We start from the raw sequence: 24743 nt of genomic DNA, 5'->3' as shown, positions 1-24743 counted from the left end.
GATGACATTCTAGCGTATAGTCGGCATCCCGCTGTTGGGTCCATGGGAGGGGTCGGCGCTCCTGCGCAACTATATCGGGAAGGTCTCAAAGTTTCGGGGATGGGCGTTCGCGCAGAGGTAGTGTCATGATCGTCAACAAGAAGAAGCCAAATCCTATCGACATTCATGTCGGTAGCCGCATCCGGCTCCGCCGGACAATGATGGGGATGAGCCAGGAGAAGCTGGGCGAGAGCCTCGGCATCACCTTCCAGCAGATCCAGAAATACGAGAAGGGGACCAACCGGGTCGGCGCCAGCCGGCTGCAGAACATATCGTCCATTCTCAGTGTTCCGGTGTCGTTCTTCTTCGAGGATGCGCCGGGCGAAGACGGCCTGGCTCGTGGCGGGATGTCGGAATCGGCCAGCCCCAATTACGTCGTCGACTTTCTGTCTTCGTCGGAAGGCTTGCAACTTAACCGGGCATTCGTAAGGATCGAGGATCCAAAGGTCCGGCGCAAACTCGTTGAGCTCGCGAAGGCTCTGGCCGCCGACGAGCACGTCGACTGACGGCAACGCCGCGTCAACGCATTGCTATGACAAGAGGGCATGTCGACGTTTGGCGAGTCCTCGCCCCGTCATATCAAGATATATTTATGTCGTTCTACGCTTGTCTTTGAGCGGCGCTTTCACTATCAAATGAGGGAACTTCTCGCCTCGGAAGGGTCCCTGAATGTCCCGCGAAAATTACTACTTTACCAGCGAATCCGTCTCGGAAGGCCACCCCGACAAGGTCTGTGACCGTATATCCGACGAGATCGTAGACCTCATCTACAAGGAGGCCAAGAAGACGGGCATCGACCCCTGGACCGTTCGCGTGGCGGCAGAGACCCTGACGACCACCAACCGTGTCGTCATCGCCGGCGAAGTACGCATTCCCGAGACCTTGATGAAGACGGACAAGAACGGCAATGCCGTCATCAATCCGTCCCGCTTCCGCTCTGCGGCACGGCGCGCCATCAGGGATATCGGTTACGAGCAGGATGGCTTTCACTGGAAAAGCGCGAAGATCGATGTCCTGCTGCACTCGCAATCCGCCGATATCGCGCAGGGCGTCGACAACGCGTCAGACAACCAGGGTTTCGAGGGTGCGGGCGATCAGGGCATCATGTTCGGCTACGCGTGCCGCGAAACGCCGGAGCTGATGCCGGCACCGATCTACTATTCGCACAAAATCCTCGAAACGCTCGCCAATGCCCGCAAGAAGGGTGAAGGTGACGTGGCGGGACTTGGTCCCGACGCCAAGAGCCAGGTCACCGTGCGCTATCAGAACGGCATGCCTGCTGAAGCCACGCAGATCGTGCTCTCGACCCAGCATTATGATCCCGACTGGGATTCCAAGAGGGTTCGCAGCGTCGTCGAGCCCTATATTCGCGAAGCGCTCGGCGATCTGAAGATCGCGGACGATTGCAATTGGTACATCAATCCCACCGGCAAATTCGTCATCGGCGGCCCCGACGGTGACGCCGGGCTGACGGGCCGCAAGATCATCGTCGACACCTATGGCGGTGCAGCGCCGCATGGCGGCGGCGCATTTTCCGGCAAGGACACGACCAAGGTCGACCGGTCCGCCGCCTATGCCGCGCGCTACCTTGCCAAGAACGTCGTTGCGGCCAAGCTCGCCGATCGCTGCACCATCCAGCTGTCCTATGCCATCGGCGTGGCGCAGCCACTTTCGGTCTATGTCGACCTCCACGGCACCGGCAAGGTCACCGAGGAGGTCGTCGAAAAGGCGCTTCGCGAGGTGATGGACCTGTCGCCGACCGGAATCCGCAAGCATCTTGATCTGAACAAGCCGATCTACGCCAAGACGGCTGCCTACGGGCATTTCGGTCGCAAGGCGGGGCGCGACGGCTCGTTCTCGTGGGAGCGAACGGACCTCGTCAAGACGCTCAAGGATGCGGTCAAGGCCCTGGTCTGAGCGCGCGGCAGGTCGAGCAATGATGCACGAGCGACGACAGCGGGCGACCGAAGCGTTCTTCGGCCGCCGGCGCGGCAAGGCCTTGACGGAGACTCAGGCAGGGCGCCTTGATGCCGATCTGCCGCGTTTGCGGCTCGATCTTTCCAAGGCCGCCCCCGCCGATCTGGCGACCTTGTTCCCTGGTCGCCCGTCAAGCGTTCGCATGGAGATCGGCTTTGGTGGCGGTGAGCATCTGATGCGCCGCGCCGCCGAGGCGCCGCAAGATGGCTTTATCGGGGTGGAACCCTTCGTCAACGGCATGGCGAAGCTCGTTCGTGCGTTGCGGCAGACCGACCTCGACAATATCCGGCTCTATGACGACGACGCCACCCGCGTTCTGGACTGGTTGCCGGCGGGGTCGATCGACCAGATCGATCTGCTTTACCCCGATCCGTGGCCGAAGCCGCGCCATTTCAAGCGCCGCTTCGTGTCGAAGGTAAATCTCGACCGTTTCGCGCGGGTGTTGAAGCCTGGCGCGCGCTTTCATTTCGCCTCCGACATCGACACCTATGTCGACTGGACGCTGAACCATTGTGACCGGCATGCCGCTTTCGAATGGCTGGCTGACGGACCGGACGACTGGCAAAGGCCCTATGAAGGCTGGCCGGGAACAAGATACGAGGCAAAGGCGATCCGCGAAGGACGCCCGCCCGCCTATCTTCGATTTCGGCGGATCTGATCTCTTGCAAAGGTGCTCGTCGCCGCGTATATGAACCGCAAATTCTTGGTCATATGAGCAAGGGTGGGCCCGCGAGGACCCGCTCTTTTTTATTACCTGCGGCCAGGGCGGAGCGGTGCTGCTTTGCCGGTCGCACCGAACCGACGGACAGGAATGACGCAGAAACCACCCGCATTCGATCCCGATGAAGAACGTCTCGTCACCGAGACCGGTACCGATGCGCGCATCGCCGCGATTGTCGAGCCTGTCCTGGCGTCGCTCGACATGCGCCTGGTGCGCGTGCGGCTGTCCGGCCAGAACGGTCTGACCCTTCAGATCATGGCCGAGCGACGCGACGGCATGATGACCGTGGAGGATTGTGAGGCGCTGTCGCGTGCCGTTTCGCCGGCGCTCGACGTCGATGACCCCATCGACAAGGCCTATCATCTCGAGGTTTCGTCCCCCGGCATCGACAGACCAATGGTGCGGCGTCACGACTTCGAGCGGTGGCAGGGCCATCTGCTGAAGCTCGAGACGTCCGTTCTCGTGGAGAACCGCAAGCGGTTTCGTGGTACGATCGAAAGTGTTTCCGAGGATGGCTTCGTTCTGGCACGTGACCAGGCGAGTTACGGCGATGAGCCGACAGTCAAGATCCCGTTCGAGACGATCGCCGATGCGAAGCTGATCCTGACCGACGATCTCATCCGCGATGCGTTGAAAGCGGACAAGGAAGCCAAGGCCGCCCGCGCGGCAAACCAGAACGAACCCGCGATCGACGGCGGGGAAGGCGAAATCGAATAATTCAAACGGCCGAGCGCCGAGAAAAGCGGCCGCCGCAGGCGCCCTTTGATGGAGAAGACCATGGCAGTCAGTGCAAACCGTCTCGAACTTCTGCAGATCGCCGATGCGGTCGCGCGTGAAAAGCTGATCGATCGCGAGATCGTCATCGATGCGATGGCCGACGCGATCCAGAAGGCGGCGCGCTCGCGCTACGGCCAGGAAACGGACATCCGCGCCGACATCAACCCCAAGACCGGCGAGATCAAGTTGCAGCGCCGCTTGCTGGTGGTCGATGAGGTGGACGATTATTCCACGCAGATCGCGCTCGAACTGGCACGCGACCGTGACGAGAACATCCAGCTCGGCGATTACATCACAGATCCGCTGCCGCCGATGGATTTCGGACGCATCGCCGCACAGTCGGCCAAGCAGGTCATCGTGCAGAAGGTGCGCGAGGCCGAGCGGGACAAGCAGTTTGACGAATACAAGGATCGCATCGGCGAGATCGTCAATGGCACGGTCAAGCGCGTCGAATACGGCAATGTGATCGTTGATCTTGGGCGCGGCGAGGCGATCATCCGCCGCGACGAGACGATCCCGCGCGAGAATTTCCGCTACGGCGACCGCGTACGCGCCTATGTCTACGATGTGCGCCGCGAGCAGCGCGGCCCGCAGATCTTTCTGTCGCGCACCCACCCGCAGTTCATGGTCAAGCTCTTCACGATGGAAGTGCCGGAAATCTACGACGGCGTCATCGAGATCCGTTCGGTCGCGCGCGATCCGGGCTCGCGCGCCAAGATCGCCGTCATCTCCAACGATTCCTCGATCGATCCGGTCGGCGCGTGCGTTGGTATGCGCGGCAGCCGCGTCCAGGCGGTGGTCGGCGAGCTGCAGGGCGAGAAGATCGACATCATTCCCTGGAGCCATGATCCGGCATCCTTCATCGTCAACGCATTGCAGCCGGCGGAAGTCGCCAAGGTGGTTCTGGACGAGGATGCCGAGCGCATCGAGGTCGTCGTTCCGGACGAGCAGCTGTCGCTGGCGATCGGCCGTCGTGGCCAGAATGTCAGGCTCGCTTCCCAGCTGACCGGCTGGGACATCGACATCCTCACCGAGGAAGAGGAATCCCAGCGCCGGCAGAAGGAATTCGTCGAGCGGTCCAACCTCTTCATGGATGCGCTCAACGTCGACGAGATGGTCGGGCAGGTTCTGGCGTCCGAAGGCTTCAGCCAGGTCGAGGAAGTTGCCTATGTCGACCTCGACGAGATCGCCTCGATCGAGGGCTTTGACGAGGATACGGCCCAGGAACTCCAGACCCGCGCACGCGAACACCTGGAAAAACTGGAAGCTGAAATGGAAGCCAAGCGCGTCGAACTTGGCGTGGCTGACGACCTCAAGCAGATCGAGGCGTTGACGACGCCGATGCTCGTTGCCCTCGGCGAGAACGACATCAAGACCCTTGACGATTTTGCCGGATGTGCGGCGGACGACCTGGTGGGCTGGACCGAACGAAAGAATGGCGAGACCAAGCGGTTCGACGGCATATTGATGGATTTCGGCCTGACGCGGGTCGAGGCCGACGAGATGATCATCAAGGCGCGCCTGGCTGCTGGCTGGATTACGGAAGCCGATCTTCAAAGCCAATCCGAAGAGGCGGATGAAGAAGCCGAAAGCGCTGACGAGCAGGAACAGGCCTGAGGCAACGTGGTGACGGGCGGCGCGGATCCGATGAACGATCGCATGTGCATCGTGACCCGCCGCGCCGGCGAGGCGGATGACCTGATCCGCTTCGTCGCTGGACCCAACGGCGATGTGGTGCCGGACCTCAAGAGACAATTGCCGGGACGCGGGTGTTGGGTCAGTGTCGACCATACGGCCGTGGAGAAGGCTGTAGCGAAGAATATGTTCGCCAAAGCCTTGAAATCGGCCGTTAAACCCTCATCTGACTTACCTCAGATGGTCGATCGGCTGCTGATGGACCAGGTGCTGGGAATGATGGCCATGGCCCGCAAGGCCGGCCAGTTCGTGACGGGCTCCACGAAGGTCGATATCGCGGTTCGAACGGGCGAGGCGCTCGCCGTCTTCCACGCATCCGACGCGGCTGCGGATGGTGTTCGCAAGATCGACCAGGCACGCAAGGCGATGGCGCTGGGTGCCGACATCCACATTCCTGCCTTCCATCTCTTCAATGCCGATGAGATGGCAACTCATCTGGGTGATGGCGCGTTAATCCACGCCGCGGCGCTTGCGGGACAGGCCGGAGAAGGTGTAGTGAAGCGCGCAACGATGCTGCAGCGCTATCGCCACATCGAGGGGCGAAGCCAGGTTGGCAGCTGAAAACCGTGGGAACCGGTATGACTACCAGGATTGAAAACGTGGCTGTGGCATGAGCCCGCGCCGACGACAATGAAGCAGAAACAGCGCTGCGCCTGATCCAACTGTCGCGCACCGTCTGTTTCAAGGAAACGGATACGGAATGAGCGACACCAAAGACGACAAGACCCTGAGCGTTTCGAGCAAGACGACCCTGACCCTCAAGCGGTCGGGCGTGGGCCAGGGCACGGTGCGTCAGGACATGGGGCGCGGGCGGTCGAAGGCGGTTGTCGTCGAGACCCGCAAGCGCCGCATTCACAAGCCCGAAGATGACAAGCCGGCAGCGCCGGCTCCGGTTGCCAAGGAACCGGTAGCCCCTGCTGCCACGCCGCGCCCGACGCCGCCGCCGGTCCAGGCCCGCCAGCCCGAACCGCCGCGCCCGCAGGAGCCGGCCCGCCGGCCATCGCCGGGCGGCAACCTCTCGGCTGGAGAGATGGACGCGCGTCGTCGTGCGCTTGAGGAAGCGCGTGTGCGTGAGGTCGAAGAACGCAAGCAGGCCGAGGAAGACGCCAAGCGCCGCGCCGAGGAAGAAAAACGCCTTGCCGCCGAAAAGGCCGAGCGCGAGCGCGCCGAGGCGGAAGAGGCGGCCCTGAAGCAGGCGGACGCCGAAGCTCAGGCGATTTCCGCCGAAAACGATCCCCGTGCCAAGCGTGCACCGGCGCCGAAGGAAGAGCCGGCACCCGTGCGCGGACGCAAGGCCGAGAGCGAGGACGACGATGCGCGCGATCGGGGCGCCAAGGCCAAAGGCGCCCGCGTCGAGGCACCCAAGCCGACCCGCCCGCGTACCGACGGTGAGCGTCGTCGCGGCAAGCTGACCTTGACCGGGGCGCTCGATGAGGACGGAAATCAGCGTGGACGCTCGCTGTCGGCCATGCGCCGCCGTCAGGAAAAGTTCAAGCGTGCTCAACAGCAGGAAAGCCGGGAGAAGATTCAGCGCGAGGTGACGCTGCCTGAAACCATCACCATTCAGGAGCTGTCCCAGCGCATGGCCGAGCGGTCGGTCGAAGTCATCAAGTATCTGATGAAGGAAGGGCAGATGATGAAGCCCGGCGACATCATCGATGCCGACCTAGCCGAACTGATCGCGACCGAATTCGGTCACACCGTCAAGCGCGTCTCCGAATCGGATGTCGAGGAAGGCATTTTCGACGTGAAGGACGAGGACGGCGACCTGCGTTCGCGCCCGCCGATCGTCACCATCATGGGTCACGTCGATCACGGCAAGACGTCGCTTCTCGATGCCATTCGTCACGCAAATGTGGTGTCCGGCGAAGCAGGCGGCATCACCCAGCACATCGGTGCCTATCAGGTCGAGCAGGATGGTCAGAAGATCACCTTCATCGACACGCCGGGTCACGCGGCCTTCACCGCCATGCGTGCACGCGGCGCCCAGGCGACGGACATCGCCATCCTGGTCGTCGCCGCCGACGACAGCGTGATGCCGCAGACGATCGAGTCGATCAATCACGCGAAGGCCGCTGGCGTCCCGATCATTGTGGCGATCAACAAGATCGACAAGCCTTCCGCGGACGCGAACAAGGTCCGCACCGAACTGCTCCAGCACGAAGTCTTCGTGGAATCGATGGGCGGTGAGGTTCTCGACGTGGAGGTATCCGCGACCAAGGGGACCAATCTCGACAGGCTGCTTGAAGCGATCCTTCTCCAGTCCGAAATCCTCGATCTCAAGGCCAACGCCGATCGCACAGCCGAAGGCATCGTGGTCGAGGCGCAGCTGGATCGTGGTCGCGGCGCCGTGGCAACCGTGCTTATCCAGAAAGGCACGCTGCACCCCGGCGAAATCATCGTCGCGGGCGACGAGTGGGGCAAGGTCCGCGCCCTCGTCAATGATCGCGGTGACAACCTGAAGGAGGCCGGCCCCTCCATGCCGGTCGAGATTCTCGGTCTCTCGGGAACGCCTATGGCGGGCGATCGCTTCGCCGTCGTCGAGAACGAGGCGCGTGCCCGCGAGATTTCCGAGTATCGTCAGCGGCTTGCCCGCGAAAAGGCGGTGGCGCGTCAGGCTGGTTCGCGCGGTTCGCTCGAGCAGATGATGACGCAGTTGCAGGACAGCGGGCTCAAGGAGTTTCCGCTGGTCATCAAGGGCGACGTGCAGGGCTCGATCGAAGCGATCGCCGGAGCGCTGGACAAGCTCGGCACGGACGAAGTCCGCGCACGAATCGTGCATTCCGGCGCCGGCGGCATTACCGAGTCGGATATTTCGCTGGCGGAAGCCTCCGATGCGGCGATCATCGGCTTCAACGTCCGTGCCAACAAGCAGGCTCGCGATGCCGCGGAACAGGCCGGGATCGAAATCCGCTACTACAACATCATCTACGATCTCGTGGATGACGTGAAGAAGGCGATGTCGGGTCTGCTGTCACCGGAGCGCCGCGAGACTTTCCTCGGCAATGCGGAGATTCTCGAGGTCTTCAACATCACCAAGGTCGGCAAGGTCGCTGGCTGCCGGGTCACGGAAGGCAAGGTCGAGCGTGGCGCCGGCGTGCGTCTCGTACGCGACGACGTCGTCATCCACGAAGGCAAGCTCAAGACGCTCAAGCGCTTCAAGGACGAGGTTTCGGAAGTTCCTGTCGGACAGGAATGCGGCATGGCTTTCGAGAACTACGACGACATCCGCGCAGGCGATGTCATCGAGTGCTTCCGCGTCGAGCATGTGACCCGCACGCTCTAGCGCACACTGCTCGCCACCTAAAATGACGGGCGCCGCGTTGCGCCCGTTTTCATATCTATTGAATGCCCGCCAAGTGCGAAGGCGCGCGGTTCATTCACTGAAAGTGTGAACACCCATGGCCCGATCTTCTTCATCCGATCCTTCCCAGCGCATGTTGCGCGTCGGCGAACAGGTTCGCGCCGCGATCACGCAGGTCCTGCAGCGCGGCGAGATTCGCGATCCGCTGATCGAGAACACGGTCATCGCCATCTCCGAAGTGCGTATGTCGCCGGATCTCAAGCATGCGACGGCTTATGTCACGCCGCTCGGGGAGCGTGACCACGCGGCGCTTGTCGATGCGTTGAACCGCAATGCCAAGGCCGTTCGCAAGTACATCACGCCGGCACTGCGCCAGATGAAATACATGCCGGATGTGCGTTTCCGCGACGATACCAGCTTTGACAACTACCAGAAGATCGACGAACTCCTGCGCTCGCCCGAAGTCGCTCGCGATCTCGACAACGAAGACGGCGACGGTCGCGACTAATGGGACGTAGAGGCAAGAACAAGGGGCGACCCGTTTCCGGCTGGCTGATTCTCGACAAGCCGGAGGATTTCGGATCCACTGAGGCGGTCTCCAAGATCAAGTGGCTCTTCAAGGCGCAGAAGGCCGGTCATGCCGGCACGCTCGACCCGCTCGCCTCCGGCATGCTGCCGATCGCGCTCGGCGACGCGACCAAGACCGTTCCTTATGTGATGGACGGTCGGAAGATCTATGAATTCACGGTCAAGTGGGGCGAGGAACGCGCGACCGACGATCTTGAAGGCGAGGTGACCGCGTCCTCGCACGCGCGGCCGTCTCAGCCCGATATCGAGGATCGGCTGTCACACTATACCGGCAGAATTGAGCAGATTCCGCCACAGTTCTCGGCGATCAAGATCGAGGGTAATCGCGCCTATGACCTGGCGCGCGAGGGCGAAGCCGTCGATATTCCCGCTCGTGAGGTCGACATTCATCGGCTCGTCCTTATCGGGTGCCCGAATGCCGATGAGGCGGTGTTTCTCGTCGAATGCGGCAAAGGCACGTATGTGCGTTCGCTGGCGCGCGACCTCGGCCGCGATCTCGGCTGCTTCGGCCACATTGCGAGACTGCGCAGGATCGCGGTCGCTCCCTTCGCCGATTCCGACATGGTGCCGCTTTCCACTTTGACTGCACTCGAGGAGATGCAGGACGATACAGAGCGTCTGGAGGCGCTCGACAGCTATCTGGTCGAGACCGGCGACGCACTCGCCAACCTTCCACATTTCGCCGTGACAGACGAGCAGGCGCAGCGCATCCGGATGGGCAATCCGATCGTGCTGCGTGGTCGTGATGCGCCCCTTGACGAGCCCGACGTATGGATCACCGCGCGCGGCAAGCTGGTTGCAATCGGAACGATCGGCCAGGGCCAGTTTCATCCGCGTCGAGTCTTCGGGAACTGATTCGGCGCCGCTCCGTTGCCTAGCGTGATGAGAACGAACCGGCCGCCTTTGAGGGCGAGCCGGAAAATTCCCGTCTTTATGAAGAAACACTTAAACGTGCTCTCCAATTCCGCGGTGAAACGTGCCATGGAGGGCCATCGTTCATTAGGTTTGAAGAGCCGGCGTCATGTCCAACTGGTTGCCGATATCGACTCGACGACCGATCCGGGCCGACGCGGGCTGCGGGATTCTTGACGCATGAACGATGTTCGTTCCGACGTGGACGTCCATGAGCCGCCGGATGCGGCTGCGCCATCGGGGCCGGTCGCAGCAACCAAGAAGCCCGCGCCGCGATCCCGGCCCGTCGCTCATTATTTGTCGTTCCTGGTTCTCGTTTGCCTCGTTCCCTCGCTCATCTTTTCCGGCTACCTGCTGCTGCGCACGAATAACGTTCAGCAGGAGGGGCTGCAGACGCTGTTCCAATCCAACACCCGTTCGATCGTTCAGGTGGTCGAGCAGGAAATTTCGGGCATGTTGACCACGCTTCGCGTGCTCTCCTCCGACCCGACCTTCCACGCAAACGACCTTGAAGCTTTCCACGGCCGCGCGCAGCGCGCGCTGGTCGGACGAAGCATGCGCCTCGTCGTGCTCGACGCCGGACTCAATCAGGTCATGAATACCGACGTCGAATTCGGGCAATCACTACCGGGCGTATCCGATCGAACTACGCCGCGTCGGGCGCTGGAAAACCGGACCCCGGTGATTTCCAACGTCGTCTTCAGCGAAACGTCCCTCAGTTGGGTCTTCTACGCGGCGCTGCCGGTTTTCCGCGAAGATGCGCCCCCGCTTCTTCTTGTTCTGTCCCGAGAAGCAACGTCCCTGTCCGAATCCGTCGAGGATGGGCGATTGCCGGGCGCATGGCAGGTGGCGATCGTCGATGCGGCGCAAAACGTCATCGAGTCGTCCGACGACCGGCTCAACCCCGGGGCGACGCTGCCCTTCACCTTCGCTGACAGTTTCGACCGTGGCATCACGCAACTCGACATGTGGGGGCAGAGCTACCAGATCATCCGTGAACGATCGCCGTTGACGCAATGGTCCGTTGTGGCATGGACACCGATGACGACGATCTCGGCGCCCATTATCCGTTCCATCATGTTGCTGCTGATCGGCGGTCTGACGATCGGGGTCGCCGCATCCATCGCCGCCTGGTTTGTCGGTCGCCGTGTCACGCGTTCTGCAAAGCGTCTCTCCGAAAGCGCCAAGCAACTCGGCGCCGGTGAGCCGGTCCAGCCGGTGAACCACACGATCTCTGAATTTGCAGTTGTGTCCACCGCGCTAACGGAAGCGGCCAGCGATCGTGAGGAATCCGAGAATGAAATTCGGCTGCTGATGCGGGAAGTGGCCCACCGATCCAAGAACCAGCTCACCGTTATCAACGCGATGGTCGGGCAGACCGCCAAGAACGCCGTCAGCGTGGACGAATTCGTCGACAGCTTCCGCCGCCGGATCAGCGGTCTGGCGCGATCGACAGACCTGCTGCTGGCCAATGCGGCGCGGGGCATCGATTTCCGTGCATTGGTGGAGAGCCAGCTGGAGCCGTTTCTGCCCAGCGATCCCGAGCGCGTTCGCATGCTCGGCCCCAAGGTCAAGGTCGACGCGCAGCCGGCCCAGACGATCGGCATGGCCATCCACGAGCTGGCGACCAATGCTTCGAAATACGGCGCGCTGTCCGATGAGGAGAGCCGCCTGGAGATCACCTGGTGGAAACGCGAGGGCATGCTGTCGCTCACCTGGCGCGAATATGTCAGGACATTGCCTCAGATGCCCGACCGCAAGGGTTTCGGATCGGTGGTGCTCGAGCGCATGATGGGCGGAACGATGGACGCGGAGATCACGCGCAATCTGCACGCCAACGGCATCGAATGGCACTTCGCCATTCCGCTCGACCGGCTGCGCACCGAGCCCGACGAGGGCGAGAGCTAGACACTGCCCCGGTCAGGCGGCCGAATGGCGCTGCACCGTCTTTCCCCTTTCAATTCTCGCGATTTTCCCCTATAGCCACGCCAGCGCTCGCGGTCACAGACCGCGCGCCCTTGAAAGCATGGCCTCCGCTGGACGACATCCCGGCCGCAGGCGACCCGACAAATCCTCAAGACAAGAAAGGATGCCCGATGTCGATCACTGCTGAACGCAAGGCAGAACTCATGAAGCAGTACGCCACGAAAGAGGGCGACACTGGCTCGGCCGAAGTGCAGGTTGCGATCCTTACCGAGCGCATCATCAACCTCACCGAGCACTTCAAGGACCACAAGAAGGACAATCACTCCCGCCGTGGTCTTCTCAAGCTCGTTTCGAGCCGTCGTTCCCTTCTGGACTACCTGAAGAAGCAGGACGAAGGCCGGTACAAGACGCTGATCTCCAGCCTCGGCATTCGCCGCTAGGCCATTCATGCCGGCGGGCCGACAGCGATGTGGCCCGCCGGACTTCGTTTCGGCGAGGCCTTGCAGGCGTCGTCATCCAAACGCTCCCTTGCGATGCAATGGGGCGCCCAAGAGCCCAAAGGCTCAAAAACGCGACCTGTCATGGGGCAGGATTGCAGGACGCTTGTCAGAGCGCGGAGCACGGCAGCAACGCCCGCGCATTGTCAGACAAACAAGCCTCCCGTTGTCTTGCCCGTGGCGCGTCGAAAACCGCAGCAGGGAACGGTGCTGCGCCCGCACAACGGCCGCGCCCGATCCCCGAAAGAACCCAAGGACAATCCATGTTCGATCATCACAAAGTGGAAATCGAGTGGGGCGGTCGCCCTCTCATCCTCGAAACAGGCAAAGTCGCACGTCAGGCCGACGGCGCGGTACTGGCGACCTATGGCGAGACGGTCGTGCTCGCCACCGTCGTCTCCGCCAAGGAGCCCAAGCCTGGCCAGGACTTCTTCCCGCTGACCGTGAACTACCAGGAAAAGACCTATGCGGCCGGCCGCGTTCCCGGTGGCTACTTCAAGCGTGAAGGGCGTCCGAGCGAAAAGGAAACGCTCACCTCGCGCCTCATCGACCGTCCGATCCGGCCGCTTTTCCCGGATGGCTACAAGAACGACACCCAGGTCATCATCACTGTCATGCAGCATGACATGGAGAATGATCCGGACGTGCTGGCGATGGTCGCCACCTCGGCGGCATTGACGCTTTCCGGCGTTCCCTTCATGGGCCCGATCGGTGGCGCGCGCGTCGGCTACATCAACGGCGAATACGTTCTGAACCCGCATGTCGACGAAATGCCCGAGTCGAGCCTGGACCTCGTGGTCGCCGGCACGCAGGACGCCGTTCTCATGGTGGAATCGGAAGCCAAGGAACTCGACGAAAAGACGATGCTCGGCGCAGTCATGTTCGGCCACAAGAACTTCCAGCCGGTCATCGATGCCATCATCAAGCTCGCAGAGGTCGCAGCCAAGGAACCACGTGAATTCGCTGCGGAAGACCTCTCGGCACTGGAAGGCGAAATGCTCTCCTTCGCAGAAAACGATCTGCGTGAAGCATACAAGAACACGGACAAGACGACGCGCTACGCCGCGGTCGATGATGTGAAGGCAAAGGTCAAGGCGCACTTCGCGCCGGCTGAAGGCGAAGAGCCCCGTTTCACGCCAGAGCAGATCGGTTCGGTCTTCAAGTCGCTGCAGGCGAAGATCGTTCGTTGGAACATCCTCGATACCAAGAGCCGTATCGATGGGCGTGACCTGGAAACCGTCCGCCCGATCAATTCGGAAGTTTCGGTTCTCCCGCGTACCCACGGCTCGGCCGTCTTCACCCGCGGCGAAACCCAGGCGATCGTCGTTGCCACGCTCGGCACGGGCGAAGACGAGCAGTATGTCGACGCGCTGACCGGCATGTACAAAGAGCGGTTCCTGCTGCACTACAACTTCCCGCCCTTCTCTGTCGGCGAGACGGGCCGCATCGGTTCGCCGGGTCGTCGTGAGATCGGTCACGGAAAGCTGGCATGGCGCGCCATCCGCCCCATGCTGCCGGCTCCCGAGCAGTTCCCCTACACGCTGCGCGTAGTGTCAGAGATCACCGAATCGAACGGATCCTCGTCGATGGCGACGGTCTGCGGCACATCGCTTGCGCTGATGGATGCGGGCGTTCCGATCGCCAAGCCGGTCGCTGGCATCGCGATGGGCCTGATCAAGGAAGACGAGCGCTTTGCCGTGCTCTCCGACATCCTCGGTGACGAAGATCACCTCGGCGACATGGACTTCAAGGTCGCCGGCACCGAAGATGGCGTCACGTCCCTGCAGATGGATATCAAGATCGAGGGCATCACCGAGGAGATCATGCAGATCGCTCTCGGCCAGGCTCGCGATGGCCGTCGCCACATCCTCGGCGAGATGGCCAATGCGATCACGTCGAGCCGTGACGAGCTCGGCGAATATGCCCCGCGCATCGAGGTGATGCAGATCGCGGTCGACAAGATCCGTGACGTCATCGGCTCGGGCGGCAAGGTCATTCGCGAGATCGTCGAGAAGACCGGCGCCAAGATCAACATCGAGGACGACGGTACGATCAAGATCGCCTCGGCATCGGCCAAGGAAATCGAAGCGGCGAAGCGTTGGATCCATTCGATCGTGGATGAACCAGAGGTCGGTCACATCTACGAGGGAACGGTCGTCAAGATTGCCGATTTCGGTGCCTTCGTGAACTTCTTCGGACCGCGTGACGGCCTGGTGCACATCTCGCAGCTCGCGGAAGAGCGCGTCGGCAAGACGGGCGATGTGGTCAAGGAAGGCCAGAAGGTCTACGTCAAGCTCATGGGCTTCGACGAGCGTGGCAAGGTTCGTCTTTCGATGAAGGTCGTCGACCAGGAAACCGGTCAGGAGAAGGAAAAGGCGGACGCCTGATCTTTCCTGACGGAGCATTTTTGGAAAGCCCCGTGGCCCCGCCACGGGGCTTTCTTCGTGCAGAGCCCTTCACGACGGAACCAGTCCGTGGTGATTAATGTTGTTGCGGCAGGTCAATGGAGGAACAAGACCATGCGCTGCCGCTCACTGCTCCTTGCATCTGCCGCTCTGCTTTTGGCTTTTCCAGCTTTCGCCCAGACCGCGCCATCGCCAGAGCCAGACACGTCTCGGCCGCCGGCCATGGACGTTCCGGGTGTCGATGCACCACCGGAAGCTCCCGCCGAAATGCCTGCGCCACCGGCACCCGACGGCGCGCGCCAAGACGACCGGAGGGGTCCGGGAGGCCCTGGCATGGAGCGGGAAGAACGAAGGGAAGGGCCGGCGCGCCACCATGCAAATGGGCCGAAGGAGCGCGGTTACCATCATATGCGCGGTCACCACCGCATGATGGTGGGCGGCGCCGAGTTCCATCTCAAGGCCGGTCGACACGACGAACTGCACGTCAAATGCGGCAGCGCGGATATTGAGACCTGTGTGCGTGGAGCCCAGCCGCTCATCGACGCGATGGAGCGCAAGAGCCGCAATGAACGGCGTGGTCCGGGACGTGACCGCGACGACGATTGACCGGCAGGGCAGGCCCGGCCGCTATTTGGCGGCCACGGCCTCCTCGCCCTCTTCGGGATCCTGACGCTTCAGCTCCTCGAGCACCGGCATCGAGGTGATGTGATAACCCGAATCGACGAAATGCACTTCGCCGGTCACGCCGCGCGACAGGTCGGACAGGAGATAGAGAGCCGAGCCGCCGACGTCGTCGATCGTGACGGTGCGCCGCATGGGCGAATTGCGGGCCTGGTAGCTGAACATCACGCGCGCATCGGCTATGCCGGCGCCGGCAAGCGTCCTCACAGGGCCCGCAGATATGGCGTTGACGCGGATCTTCTTCGGGCCATAGTCGGCCGCCAGATAGCGCACACTGGCTTCCAGAGCCGCCTTTGCGACACCCATGACGTTGTAGTTGGGCATCACGCGCGTCGAGCCGGCGTAGGTCAATGTCAGCATCGAACCCCCGTCGGTCATCATCTCGGCCGCTCTCTTGGCGATCTCGGTGAAGGAGAAGCATGAGATCACCATGGTCCGCGAGAAATTCTCGCGCGAGGTGTCGGCGTAAAGCCCTTTCAGTTCGCCGCGATTGGAGAACCCGATGGCATGAACGATAAAGTCGAGCTTGCCCCACTTCTCCTTCAGTGTATCGAAAACGGCATCCACCGTTTCGATGTCCTCGACATCGCAGGGCAGCAGGATATCCGACCCCAGTTCCGTGGCGAGCGGGCGCACGCGCTTGCCGAATGCGTCGCCCTGGTAAGTGAAGGCCAGCTCCGCTCCTTGCGCGCGCAACGCCTTCGCAATGCCCCAGGCAATGGAGTGGTTGTTGGCGACCCCCATGATGAGGCCGCGTTTTCCCTGCATCAGTTCCGTCATCGTATCTTGCCCCGGTCTCAGCCCTGATAGCGCTGGAAGACCAGCGTTGCGTTCGTTCCGCCGAACCCGAAGGAGTTCGACAGAACACGGTCGATCGTAGCATCGTCGATGCGCTTGCGGACGATCGGCGCGCCTTCGAATTCCGGATCGAGTTCCTCGATATGCGCGCTCTCTCCGATGAATCCGGCATTCATCATCAGGATGGAATAGATCGCTTCCTGAACGCCGGCGGCGCCCAGCGAATGGCCCGTCAGAGACTTGGTCGAGGCGATATGCGGCATTTTCTCACCGAACACCTCTCGGATCGCACCGATCTCCTTGGAATCGCCTACCGGCGTCGAGGTGCCATGCGTGTTGATGTAATCGACATCGCCGTCGACGGTCTTCAACGCCTGGCGCATGCAGCGCACAGCGCCTTCGCCCGACGGCGCCACCATGTCATGGCCATCCGAGGTCGCGCCATAGCCGACGAGTTCGCCATAGATTGTCGCGCCGCGCGCCTTGGCATGCTCCAGCTCTTCAAGGACCAGTACTCCGGCGCCGCCGGCGATGACGAACCCGTCGCGCTTGGCATCATAAGCCCGCGATGCGCGTTCGGGCATCTCATTGAAATCGGATGACATGGCGCCCATGGCATCGAACAGGTTGGACATCGACCAATGCAGGTCCTCATGACCGCCGGCGAACATGATGTCCTGCTTGCCCCACTGGATCAGTTCCGCCGCATTGCCGATGCAGTGCGCGGAGGTCGAACAGGCCGAAGAGATCGAGTAGTTGACGCCGTGAATTTTGAACCATGTCGCCAGGGTCGCCGACGCGGTGGACGACATCGCCTTCGGAACCGCGAACGGTCCGATGCGCTTCGGGCTGCCCTTCTCGCGCGTGGTGTCCGCGGCCTCGACGATAGTCCGGGTGGAAGGTCCCCCCGAGCCCATGACGATCCCCGTCATCTCGTTGGTGATGTCGGATTCTTCGAGCCCGGAATCGGCGATCGCCTGCTTCATGGCGACGTGGTTCCAGGCGCCGCCCTGCGAGAGGAAACGCATGGCGCGACGGTCGACGAGCTCGGAGGTGTCGATGTCGGGCGCGCCCCAAACCTGGCAACGGAATCCGTGTTCGGCAAAGTCTTCCGAGCGTGAAATGCCCGAACGGGCATCGCGCAGCGACGCCGTCACTTCCTTGGTATCATTACCGATGGAGGATACGATCCCCATTCCAGTGACAACCACTCGTCTCATCCGGGTCATCCTCTTCGTTCTTTCGCTTGATGGTGTCCGGCTGCGGACATGGGCATTTGCGCGCAGATTTGCGACACTAGTCGGTCTTGTCCTTGAACAGGCCGACCCGGAGGTCGCTGGCCTTGTAGATCGTCTCGCCATCGGCCTTCAGCCAGCCGTCGGCAGTGCCTAGGACCAGTCGGCCGCGCATGACCCGTTTGAAATCGATGCCGTATTCGACGAGCTTCGTTTCCGGTGTCACCATCGCGGTGAACTTGACCTCGCCGGTCGAGATCGCCCGGCCGCGACCGGGTTCCCCGAGCCATCCGAGAAAAAAGCCGGTGAGCTGCCACATGGCATCAAGGCCGAGACACCCCGGCATCACCGGATCGCCTTGGAAATGGCAGGGAAAGAACCAAAGGTCAGGGGTGATGTCGAATTCGGCGCGGACGTAGCCTTTGCCGTGTTCGCCGCCGGTCTCGGAGATTTCGGTGATGCGGTTGAACATGAGCATCGGTGGCAACGGCAGTTGGGCATTGCCCGGGCCGAACAATTCACCGCGACCGCATTTCAGAATCTCTTCGTAATTGAAACTGGATTGTCTCGTGTCCATTAAGACTCGCTTCTCCCTGACGCCCGCCCACTCGAAATCTTCCGTTAGGTCATCAGCCGGCGGTCGCGCAACCTATCACAGCAGTTCAGGCGGACAAAACCGGCCCTTTCTCGCCGACACCGCTTAACCGATGTTTCAGGCAAGCACCAGATGCGTGGCCGAATTCAAGCGCGCGCCATGCGTCGCATCGATCGAGAAGGCAGGTTCAGAGATACCAGATGCCATCATCGATCATCGGCGCGACGCCGGTAATGTTCTCGTTGCTCTGCGCAATGCTGGCCAGGACATGGGCGCGCGACGCGCCTGCTTCCAGTTCGCCGGTCCAATAGGCGATTCCCGCCGGTTCGCCGTCCCGCCCCAGAACATTCTCATAGAGCTTCTCGACGAATTGGGTGTTGGACAGATCGCGGCCATAGCGCGCTTCGAACTCGGCCGAGTCCAGAAAGCCGCCGGTGACCCGAAGCAGGTCCATGCCGTTGTCCATCGCCTCGATCCAGTAACCGAGCCCCGCTGCATCGGGAACGCGATCGAAGGCGGCCTGGTAGACCCGGTAGGCTTGGCCGGCCGTGCCGGCGAAGTCGAAAGCGAGCGTTCCGTCGATAAACGCGATCCGCTCGACATTGTGGACCGACTGGATCGAGGATTGATGCGCCAACGTCATCTCAGATCCGTCACGCTCCAGACCGACATCCGATCGCGCCTCGGATATAATGAAAAAGTCGAGTCCGCCGCGACCGTCGATCGTGGCGCCGCTGCTCGAAGCGTGGATGCGATCGTCGCGATCGCTCGTCGGCAACTGAGGCAGGTCGATCGCGCCGCGTTCGTGCACGTCCAGCCGGCCATCCCCGGCGCCGAGTCCGACATATTTCAGCGTATCGCCATCGCGCACGAAGGTGGAATAGCCCAGCAGCCAGCCATCGTCCTGACCAAGGAAGTCGCCCGCGCGAAGGGGCACGAAATGGCCGGTTCCGTCACCGAACCAGGCCAGCGGCGTATCGAGCGTCACCATGCCGCCGCTGAGTCCCTCCACGACGAGATCGATATGACCGTCATCGTTGAGGTCGCGGGCGGTGAGATAGACCATCCAGGCACCATCGGGATTGGACAGAGGTCCTTCGACGAAGCTGCTGGAAACGTCGGAGAAGTTTCCCGCTCCGTCATTCGCCAGCAATTGCAGCCCCCAGCCAGAACCGTAGGGATCGGCGCGCTGACTGAGCATGGCAATGTCGAGATCTCCATCCCCGTCCAGATCCACGTCGAGTATCTCGACGATGACGCTGTTCGCTCCGAAATCGGCGTGATGGGGAAGGTCCGAGCGCGTGGTGTCGGAAAACCGGCCGCCGACATTGTAGAACACGTGACTGGCCGTCGAGTTGAAGAAGTCGCGCTCCTTGCCGGAGATCATGTCTGCCAGCCCATCCCCATTGACGTCGGCCAATCCCAGCCAGTGAAAGCGCTGATGGGCATAGGTCTCATCGCCGATTGCCAAATCCGGCATTTGGTCGCGCGCCAGCTGAAAGTATCCCTGGCCGTCATTGATGAGGAAATAAGGGCTTGTCTTGTTGTTGCCGTACTGAGCATTGACGAGGATATCGAGGTCGCCGTCCCCATCGATGTCGCCATGATCTGCGCCATGTGCGAAGTCGATGATCGGGGGCAGGCGATCCGACGCGTTGGCAAAGCCGCCGTCGCCCTGAAGGAAGAGAAAGTTCGGTTCGCCGACCGCTGCCTCGTCGTCGAAGCCATGAGCCGACAGAAAGATATCCGTCCGGCCATCGCCATTGAAGTCGGCAAACTCGAAATCCCGCGTCGCGAAGGCCGCAAATCCGGCCAATTGCTCGACGCGGTAGCCGTCTGTGTCGTTCCAGACGATGAAGCCCGGGCGCGCAGCCGCGTCCTCGCGGCCGGGAAACGTTCCGCCCAAGGCGACAAGATCATCGTCGCCATCATCGTCGAGATCGAAAACCCTGAAATTGTCCATTCGCGCGAGGCCGTCAGCCGATAAGGCATAAGACTCGATCGACGCGAAAATCCCGGTTTCACGAAATGGCATGTTCCCCCCAGACCCGTGCGCAAGTTACTCTATAATTGACACCTTGCTGAAAAAGGGAAGCCTGAATCGATCCGACCCCAACGGGTTGTATTGCTGATCTCCGCTAAGGTCGCTGATGAGACCGTCACTGGTCTCGCCGCGCCGCTCTCTTGCATGCGTTCAGCGGAAAAGTTATATCGAAGCAAGTTCTGGACCAATACGTGACCTGATGACCAATAACCTCGACACCCATGCTGCCCTTTGCCCGACGCGCACGATCGACGAGCGACTGCGTGCCGCGGGCCTTCGCCCGACGCGCCAGCGTGTCGCCCTGGGCGGGTTGCTGTTTGCCAAGGGCGATCGGCATCTGACGGCTGAAGAGCTGCATGAAGAGGCCGTGAAGGTCGGCGTCCAGGTCTCGCTGGCGACGGTCTACAATACGCTGCACCAGTTCACGGAAGCTGGCATGCTGCGCGTCTTGGCGGTGGAAACCGCAAAGACCTATTTTGACACCAACACCTCGGACCATCACCATTTCTTCATCGAGGGATTGAACGAGGTGCGCGACATCGAAACCGGCGATGTCGAGGTGGGTAACCTGCCGGCGCCGCCGGAAGGGATGGAGATCGCCCACGTCGACGTCATCATCCGGCTGCGTCGCAAATCCTGACGTTTTCAGATCGTTGTCCGGCCGCCCTGGCGTGAGTTCCGCTTCAGCGGAAAGCCTCGCCGGGATAAGCGCCCCACAACTCGTTCTGCGCGACCCATCCTTCGACGCCGTCAACAGATGTCTCGCAGAATTCGCCGTCGCAGCCGATGATATGGACGACCACACCCGGTTGAAGCCTGGCGACAGTGCGCCCCCGGTCGTCTTTCTGGCTTGTCATGGAGACCATCGCCGCCTCTGCCTGGTCCCGCCGCCAGGGCGCGATCATGGCCGTGCGCTCGCCGGACAGCAATGCCTGATTGATCCAGCCTTCCGCGCCTTCTGCGTCGCGGACTTTCCGCCAGTTGTCATACTCCTGGATGATCTCGATCGGAATGCCCGAGCGCATGTATCGCCAGGCGATGGCATAGTCGATCCCCGGACCGATCCGCATGTTGACCTTCTCGGCCTTCAAGCTGACGAATCGCGGCAGCGGCAGGCCGCTCGCACCACGCGCGCCACTTTGCGCGTCGGCCGGCGAGGGCGAGGCAAGCAACACGAATGCTGAAAGCAAGATAGCGGTGAGGCGTGTCGATGGTTGCTTACGCATGGCTGGTAGGAAAAATCCCGGCATTGGTGTCTTGGTTCGGCTTGCACTTCGCTCAACCGCGCGCAGCGCGCTGCCAGATGTGATTGTCATCGCCGGGCGGTCTGGTAGAAGCTTGAACTGACGGGAATTGTCGCTGAGTTTGGTTAACGAGCTCTCAACGAAAGGGACCGAGGCCACCATGTCGAACCGGAAGAAGCCGAAAGTCTTCATCACACGCAAGCTTCCCGATCCGGTCGAAACGCGCATGCGCGAACTGTTCGATGCGACGCTCAACATCGACGACAAGCCGCTGACGCAGCCCGAGCTCGTTGCAGCCATGCGCGACTTTCAGGTGCTGGTGCCCACCGTGACGGATCGGATCGATGCCGCGATGATCGAACAGGCGGGGCCGGACCTGAAACTGATCGCCAATTTCGGCAATGGTGTCGACAACATCGATGTCGATGCGGCGGCAAGGAAGGGCATCACCGTCACCAACACGCCGAACGTCCTGTCGGAAGATACGGCGGACATGACGATGGCATTGATCCTCGCCGTCCCGCGCCGTCTGACGGAAGGCGCGAGGATTCTCGCTGGTGATGGCGTCTGGCCGGGCTGGTCGCCAACATGGATGCTCGGCCATCGGATCTGGGGAAAGCGCCTCGGCATCGTCGGCATGGGCCGGATCGGAACGGCGGTCGCCCGTCGTGCGAAGGCATTCGGCCTGTCGATTCACTATCATAACCGGCGGCGCGTCGATCAGCGGACCGAGGACGAACTGGAGGCGACCTATTGGGACAGCCTCGACCAGATGCTCGCGCGGGTCGACATCGTCTCGGTCAACTGCCCGTCGACGCCGGCGACCTTCCATCTCTTGTCCGCGCGCCGCCTGGCGCTGTTGAAACCGGGCGCTTACATCGTCAACACGGCACGCGGCGGGATCATCGATGAAACCGCGCTGATCCAGGCATTGCGCGATGGCGCCATCGCCGGCGCTGGCCTCGACGTCTTCGAGCACGAACCGGCCGTCGATGCAAAGCTGGTTCGCTTGGCCGACGAGGGCAAGGTGGTGATCCTGCCGCATATGGGATCGGCAACCGTCGAAGGCCGGATCGACATGGGCGAGAAGGTCATCGTCAACATCCGCACCTTCGCCGACGGCCACCGGCCGCCCGACAGAGTGCTGCCGGGGCGGCTCTAGAGCGGCGGATCGGCGCGTATCGCGCCGGTCCGAATGCAATTGGCCTGTTCCTCAGGCGATGAGATCGGTGAGGGCCGTGCCGCTCAGCTGGACCACTTCGTCGGCCGTGCCATCCCCATCGCGGTCGACGAAGACGAAGGTGCTGCCATTCACTTCGTCGGCGAAATAGCGCAGTCCGCCAAATCCGGCATTGGCAGCGACGTAGGCGTCTTCATAGCTGGCCGAACCGTCGCCGAAGGAGGTGTTTTCCGACGATTGCACGGCCGGCACGCCGCCATCGGCGCCAAAACCGAGAAGGTCCACGCCGACTTCGAAATCGGTGATGATGTCAATCACCGAGTCGTCCTCTGTCGATGAAGCAAGTGTGTGCGTTCGATTGAAGATATAGGTATCGATGCCGTCGCCGCCTGACATCGTATCAGCTCCGCCGCGACCGGTGATGCGATCGTCGCCGCCATTGCCGCGGATTTGATCGCCATCATCCGAACCCTGAATCTTGTCTGCCATGCTTGAGCCGGTCACAACCTCGACGTTCGAAACGACGTCGATGTTGCCGTAGGTGTCGATATGCGTTCCGGCGCGCATGTCGACGGTAACGCCCGCGGAACCAGACTCAGTGGAGTGGTCGACCTCATCGATACCGGCACCGCCGTCAATCGTGTCAACGCCATCCAATCCACGAAAGCGGTTGTCGTTGCTGTCTCCGAGGAGCAAATCGTCTCCGTTCGAGCCGCGAACGCGATCGATGTTTGAGAGCGTATCGGTATTGAAGCTCTCATCGTCGTAGAACTTGATCGCTTCGCCGGTCGTCAGGTCGACTTCCACACGTGCGAAAAGATTGCCGGAGCCGTAATTGATTTCCTTGAGACCGCCGACTCCACCGTCGATCGTATCGTCTCCGCGTTGCGGACGGATAATGTGCAGCAGGCCGTCCTGACCGACAAAAACATCGTTTCCATCCGTCAGTGTGAAACCTTCGAAATCCCAGACGGTATCAAGATTGCCATAAGTGTCGGTGGCGTTACCGGCGACCCTTTCGCTGAGGTCTATACGGACGGTGCCACCGCCTTGCTCCTCGACATAGATGAGTTCATCAAAATCCGCGCCTCCGTCCATTTGGTCAGCCCCGTCGCCACCGATAAAGGCGTCTTCGCTATCGCCGCCCGACAGGAAATCCGCCCCGACTCCGCCGAGAAGGAAATCATTCCCGTCGCCCCCGAGCAGATCGCTGTCGCCTTCGCCAGCGATGAGTTCATCATCACCACCTAGCCCCACGAGACGCGCCGGTTCGGTCAGGTCGGTCGCGTCGATTGCGTCGCCATCACCCGTGCCGACGATGAGCGTTCCAAGAATTCCGCTCTCGTTTCCGCTGGCATCCATCGCGGTTGCGGTGAAACGGGCGGACGCGTCCAGCGTGTCAAGCGCGATCTGTCCAGTGCCCTGCCCATCCAGCGTAACGGACGCAAACGCTTCGCCATTACGCAGTATGTCGATGCGCGAACCGGCTTCCCCGACCACGCCAATCGAATAGGTGCCATCGTCATTCTCGATCACGAATATGTCGGGTGCCGTCGGCGGATCGGTGTCCTCGCCTGCGATCGCCTCGATCTCGTCGATCGCCGCGTCGATCTCATCCTCGCTCGGAATGCTTGCCGGGTCCGAAGTTACCGGCACGAGCAGCGCGCCCGCTGCATCGGCGGCGGCCTGGCCCTGATAGGCGGCGATCTCGGCGTTGCTATCGAGCGCCATGGTGAAGGCGGTGGCGGCTGCTTCCTTGTTGGCGGCGGTGGTCGCATCCGCGCCCTGCGCGCCATCGAGGATGCCGACCGCGATCGATGCGAGGTTGAGCGTCCCGTCCTCCAGTGCGTCGAGAAAATAGGCAAGCCCGGCATCGTCCGGTCCGCGATTGAACAGCGACTGATACACTGAGGTGATGATCTCCGTGTTCGTCATTTCCGCGAACCGCGCCTGATACTCAGCGGTGTTGGACAGGGCCGCGAGCATGACGGACAGGTCCTGTCCGCCATTCGTCGCTTCCGTCCAATAGACGAGCCCCGCCGGATCGGCCGGGCGGCCGAGCACCGCGATATAGATACCCTGGATCGTTGCCATCTTCCTCAGTCTCCCTGATGAGGTCCAGCGG

At 61.8% G+C, this 24743-nt stretch carries 21 protein-coding genes; 15 read left to right on the top strand and 6 right to left on the bottom strand.

What is annotated here, in order from left to right:
- Positions 1-125 precede the first annotated feature (125 nt).
- The 13 genes from CN673_RS08125 to CN673_RS08065 all read left to right on the top strand — a co-directional run bounded on the left by CN673_RS08125 (position 126) and on the right by CN673_RS08065 (position 15447).
- Positions 126-545, top strand: coding sequence for a helix-turn-helix domain-containing protein (locus CN673_RS08125; protein ID WP_099865761.1), 420 nt, complete (start codon positions 126-128; stop codon positions 543-545).
- A 163-nt stretch (positions 546-708) separates the two neighbouring features.
- Positions 709-1956: a methionine adenosyltransferase gene (metK, locus tag CN673_RS08120; RefSeq protein WP_099865760.1), complete on the top strand. Its 1248-nt coding sequence runs from the start codon at positions 709-711 to the stop codon at positions 1954-1956.
- 19 nt (positions 1957-1975) lie between these two features.
- Positions 1976-2674: a tRNA (guanine(46)-N(7))-methyltransferase TrmB gene (gene trmB, locus CN673_RS08115; RefSeq protein WP_099865759.1), complete on the top strand. Its 699-nt coding sequence runs from the start codon at positions 1976-1978 to the stop codon at positions 2672-2674.
- Between the two features lie 153 nt (positions 2675-2827).
- Positions 2828-3454: a ribosome maturation factor RimP gene (gene rimP / locus CN673_RS08110; protein WP_099865758.1), complete on the top strand. Its 627-nt coding sequence runs from the start codon at positions 2828-2830 to the stop codon at positions 3452-3454.
- A 60-nt stretch (positions 3455-3514) separates the two neighbouring features.
- Positions 3515-5131 (top strand): transcription termination factor NusA, encoded by a 1617-nt coding sequence (gene nusA, locus CN673_RS08105; protein ID WP_099865757.1) that lies wholly within the window; start codon positions 3515-3517, stop codon positions 5129-5131.
- Positions 5132-5161: 30 nt separating this feature from the next.
- Positions 5162-5770, top strand: a complete 609-nt coding sequence (locus tag CN673_RS08100; protein WP_099866102.1) for an RNA-binding protein — start codon at positions 5162-5164, stop codon at positions 5768-5770.
- Between the two features lie 139 nt (positions 5771-5909).
- Complete coding sequence (infB, locus tag CN673_RS08095) at positions 5910-8495, top strand: translation initiation factor IF-2 (RefSeq protein WP_099865756.1); 2586 nt, start codon at positions 5910-5912, stop codon at positions 8493-8495.
- A gap of 115 nt (positions 8496-8610) precedes the next feature.
- The gene (rbfA, locus tag CN673_RS08090) at positions 8611-9021 is read left to right on the top strand and encodes a 30S ribosome-binding factor RbfA (RefSeq protein ID WP_099865755.1); all 411 of its coding nucleotides are present in this window, start codon (positions 8611-8613) and stop codon (positions 9019-9021) included.
- Complete coding sequence (gene truB / locus CN673_RS08085; RefSeq protein WP_099865754.1) at positions 9021-9956, top strand: tRNA pseudouridine(55) synthase TruB; 936 nt, start codon at positions 9021-9023, stop codon at positions 9954-9956. The genes rbfA and truB overlap by 1 nt, the downstream gene beginning before the upstream one ends.
- A gap of 237 nt (positions 9957-10193) precedes the next feature.
- Positions 10194-11921, top strand: coding sequence for a sensor histidine kinase (locus tag CN673_RS08080; protein WP_099865753.1), 1728 nt, complete (start codon positions 10194-10196; stop codon positions 11919-11921).
- Positions 11922-12109: 188 nt separating this feature from the next.
- Positions 12110-12379, top strand: a complete 270-nt coding sequence (gene rpsO / locus CN673_RS08075) for a 30S ribosomal protein S15 (protein WP_099865752.1) — start codon at positions 12110-12112, stop codon at positions 12377-12379.
- A 320-nt stretch (positions 12380-12699) separates the two neighbouring features.
- Positions 12700-14823 carry a polyribonucleotide nucleotidyltransferase gene (gene pnp / locus CN673_RS08070; protein WP_099865751.1) on the top strand — a complete coding sequence of 708 codons (2124 nt, stop codon included), beginning with the start codon at positions 12700-12702 and terminating at the stop codon, positions 14821-14823.
- 351 nt (positions 14824-15174) lie between these two features.
- Positions 15175-15447 carry a hypothetical protein gene (locus tag CN673_RS08065; protein ID WP_157928833.1) on the top strand — a complete coding sequence of 91 codons (273 nt, stop codon included), beginning with the start codon at positions 15175-15177 and terminating at the stop codon, positions 15445-15447.
- A gap of 21 nt (positions 15448-15468) precedes the next feature.
- Here CN673_RS08065 and fabI read toward each other — a convergent pair whose 3' ends face one another.
- The 4 genes from fabI to CN673_RS08045 all read right to left on the bottom strand — a co-directional run bounded on the left by fabI (position 15469) and on the right by CN673_RS08045 (position 20113).
- The gene (gene fabI, locus CN673_RS08060) at positions 15469-16302 is read right to left on the bottom strand and encodes an enoyl-ACP reductase FabI (RefSeq protein ID WP_099865749.1); all 834 of its coding nucleotides are present in this window, start codon (positions 16300-16302) and stop codon (positions 15469-15471) included.
- Positions 16303-16319: 17 nt separating this feature from the next.
- The gene (gene fabB / locus CN673_RS08055) at positions 16320-17540 is read right to left on the bottom strand and encodes a beta-ketoacyl-ACP synthase I (RefSeq protein WP_099865748.1); all 1221 of its coding nucleotides are present in this window, start codon (positions 17538-17540) and stop codon (positions 16320-16322) included.
- Between the two features lie 76 nt (positions 17541-17616).
- A complete protein-coding gene (gene fabA, locus CN673_RS08050) occupies positions 17617-18132 on the bottom strand; it encodes a 3-hydroxyacyl-[acyl-carrier-protein] dehydratase FabA (RefSeq protein ID WP_099865747.1) in 516 nt (171 codons plus the stop codon).
- A 205-nt stretch (positions 18133-18337) separates the two neighbouring features.
- Positions 18338-20113 carry a DUF4214 domain-containing protein gene (locus tag CN673_RS08045; RefSeq protein ID WP_198585948.1) on the bottom strand — a complete coding sequence of 592 codons (1776 nt, stop codon included), beginning with the start codon at positions 20111-20113 and terminating at the stop codon, positions 18338-18340.
- A gap of 280 nt (positions 20114-20393) precedes the next feature.
- Here CN673_RS08045 and irrA point away from each other — a divergent pair, with 280 nt between their 5' ends.
- Positions 20394-20834, top strand: coding sequence for an iron response transcriptional regulator IrrA (gene irrA / locus CN673_RS08040; protein WP_099865745.1), 441 nt, complete (start codon positions 20394-20396; stop codon positions 20832-20834).
- A gap of 43 nt (positions 20835-20877) precedes the next feature.
- On the opposite strand, the gene CN673_RS08035 is transcribed toward irrA, so the two are convergent.
- Complete coding sequence (locus tag CN673_RS08035; protein ID WP_099865744.1) at positions 20878-21420, bottom strand: SH3 domain-containing protein; 543 nt, start codon at positions 21418-21420, stop codon at positions 20878-20880.
- Positions 21421-21598: 178 nt separating this feature from the next.
- Between CN673_RS08035 and CN673_RS08030 the strand changes: the two genes are divergently transcribed.
- Positions 21599-22600 carry a 2-hydroxyacid dehydrogenase gene (locus CN673_RS08030; protein ID WP_099865743.1) on the top strand — a complete coding sequence of 334 codons (1002 nt, stop codon included), beginning with the start codon at positions 21599-21601 and terminating at the stop codon, positions 22598-22600.
- Between the two features lie 51 nt (positions 22601-22651).
- On the opposite strand, the gene CN673_RS08025 is transcribed toward CN673_RS08030, so the two are convergent.
- Complete coding sequence (locus CN673_RS08025; protein WP_099865742.1) at positions 22652-24712, bottom strand: DUF4214 domain-containing protein; 2061 nt, start codon at positions 24710-24712, stop codon at positions 22652-22654.
- Positions 24713-24743 lie beyond the last annotated feature (31 nt).

The sequence above is a fragment of the Neopararhizobium haloflavum genome, from assembly GCF_002750855.1.
GTDB classification, from domain to species: Bacteria; Pseudomonadota; Alphaproteobacteria; order Rhizobiales; family Rhizobiaceae; genus Georhizobium; species Georhizobium haloflavum.
This window is presented reverse-complemented; position numbering and strand designations above follow the sequence as displayed.

Bases quoted from the DNA above. Each gene is read 5' to 3' on its own strand.
- CN673_RS08125 (WP_099865761.1), top strand. From the start codon at position 126: ATGATCGTCAACAAGAAGAAGCCAAATCCTATCGACATTCATGTCGGT.
- metK (WP_099865760.1), top strand. From the start codon at position 709: ATGTCCCGCGAAAATTACTACTTTACCAGCGAATCCGTCTCGGAAGGC.
- trmB (WP_099865759.1), top strand. From the start codon at position 1,976: ATGATGCACGAGCGACGACAGCGGGCGACCGAAGCGTTCTTCGGCCGC.
- rimP (WP_099865758.1), top strand. From the start codon at position 2,828: ATGACGCAGAAACCACCCGCATTCGATCCCGATGAAGAACGTCTCGTC.
- nusA (WP_099865757.1), top strand. From the start codon at position 3,515: ATGGCAGTCAGTGCAAACCGTCTCGAACTTCTGCAGATCGCCGATGCG.
- CN673_RS08100 (WP_099866102.1), top strand. From the start codon at position 5,162: ATGAACGATCGCATGTGCATCGTGACCCGCCGCGCCGGCGAGGCGGAT.
- infB (WP_099865756.1), top strand. From the start codon at position 5,910: ATGAGCGACACCAAAGACGACAAGACCCTGAGCGTTTCGAGCAAGACG.
- rbfA (WP_099865755.1), top strand. From the start codon at position 8,611: ATGGCCCGATCTTCTTCATCCGATCCTTCCCAGCGCATGTTGCGCGTC.
- truB (WP_099865754.1), top strand. From the start codon at position 9,021: ATGGGACGTAGAGGCAAGAACAAGGGGCGACCCGTTTCCGGCTGGCTG.
- CN673_RS08080 (WP_099865753.1), top strand. From the start codon at position 10,194: ATGAACGATGTTCGTTCCGACGTGGACGTCCATGAGCCGCCGGATGCG.
- rpsO (WP_099865752.1), top strand. From the start codon at position 12,110: ATGTCGATCACTGCTGAACGCAAGGCAGAACTCATGAAGCAGTACGCC.
- pnp (WP_099865751.1), top strand. From the start codon at position 12,700: ATGTTCGATCATCACAAAGTGGAAATCGAGTGGGGCGGTCGCCCTCTC.
- CN673_RS08065 (WP_157928833.1), top strand. From the start codon at position 15,175: ATGGAGCGGGAAGAACGAAGGGAAGGGCCGGCGCGCCACCATGCAAAT.
- fabI (WP_099865749.1), bottom strand. From the start codon at position 16,302: ATGACGGAACTGATGCAGGGAAAACGCGGCCTCATCATGGGGGTCGCC.
- fabB (WP_099865748.1), bottom strand. From the start codon at position 17,540: ATGAGACGAGTGGTTGTCACTGGAATGGGGATCGTATCCTCCATCGGT.
- fabA (WP_099865747.1), bottom strand. From the start codon at position 18,132: ATGGACACGAGACAATCCAGTTTCAATTACGAAGAGATTCTGAAATGC.
- CN673_RS08045 (WP_198585948.1), bottom strand. From the start codon at position 20,113: ATGGACAATTTCAGGGTTTTCGATCTCGACGATGATGGCGACGATGAT.
- irrA (WP_099865745.1), top strand. From the start codon at position 20,394: ATGACCAATAACCTCGACACCCATGCTGCCCTTTGCCCGACGCGCACG.
- CN673_RS08035 (WP_099865744.1), bottom strand. From the start codon at position 21,420: ATGCGTAAGCAACCATCGACACGCCTCACCGCTATCTTGCTTTCAGCA.
- CN673_RS08030 (WP_099865743.1), top strand. From the start codon at position 21,599: ATGTCGAACCGGAAGAAGCCGAAAGTCTTCATCACACGCAAGCTTCCC.
- CN673_RS08025 (WP_099865742.1), bottom strand. From the start codon at position 24,712: ATGGCAACGATCCAGGGTATCTATATCGCGGTGCTCGGCCGCCCGGCC.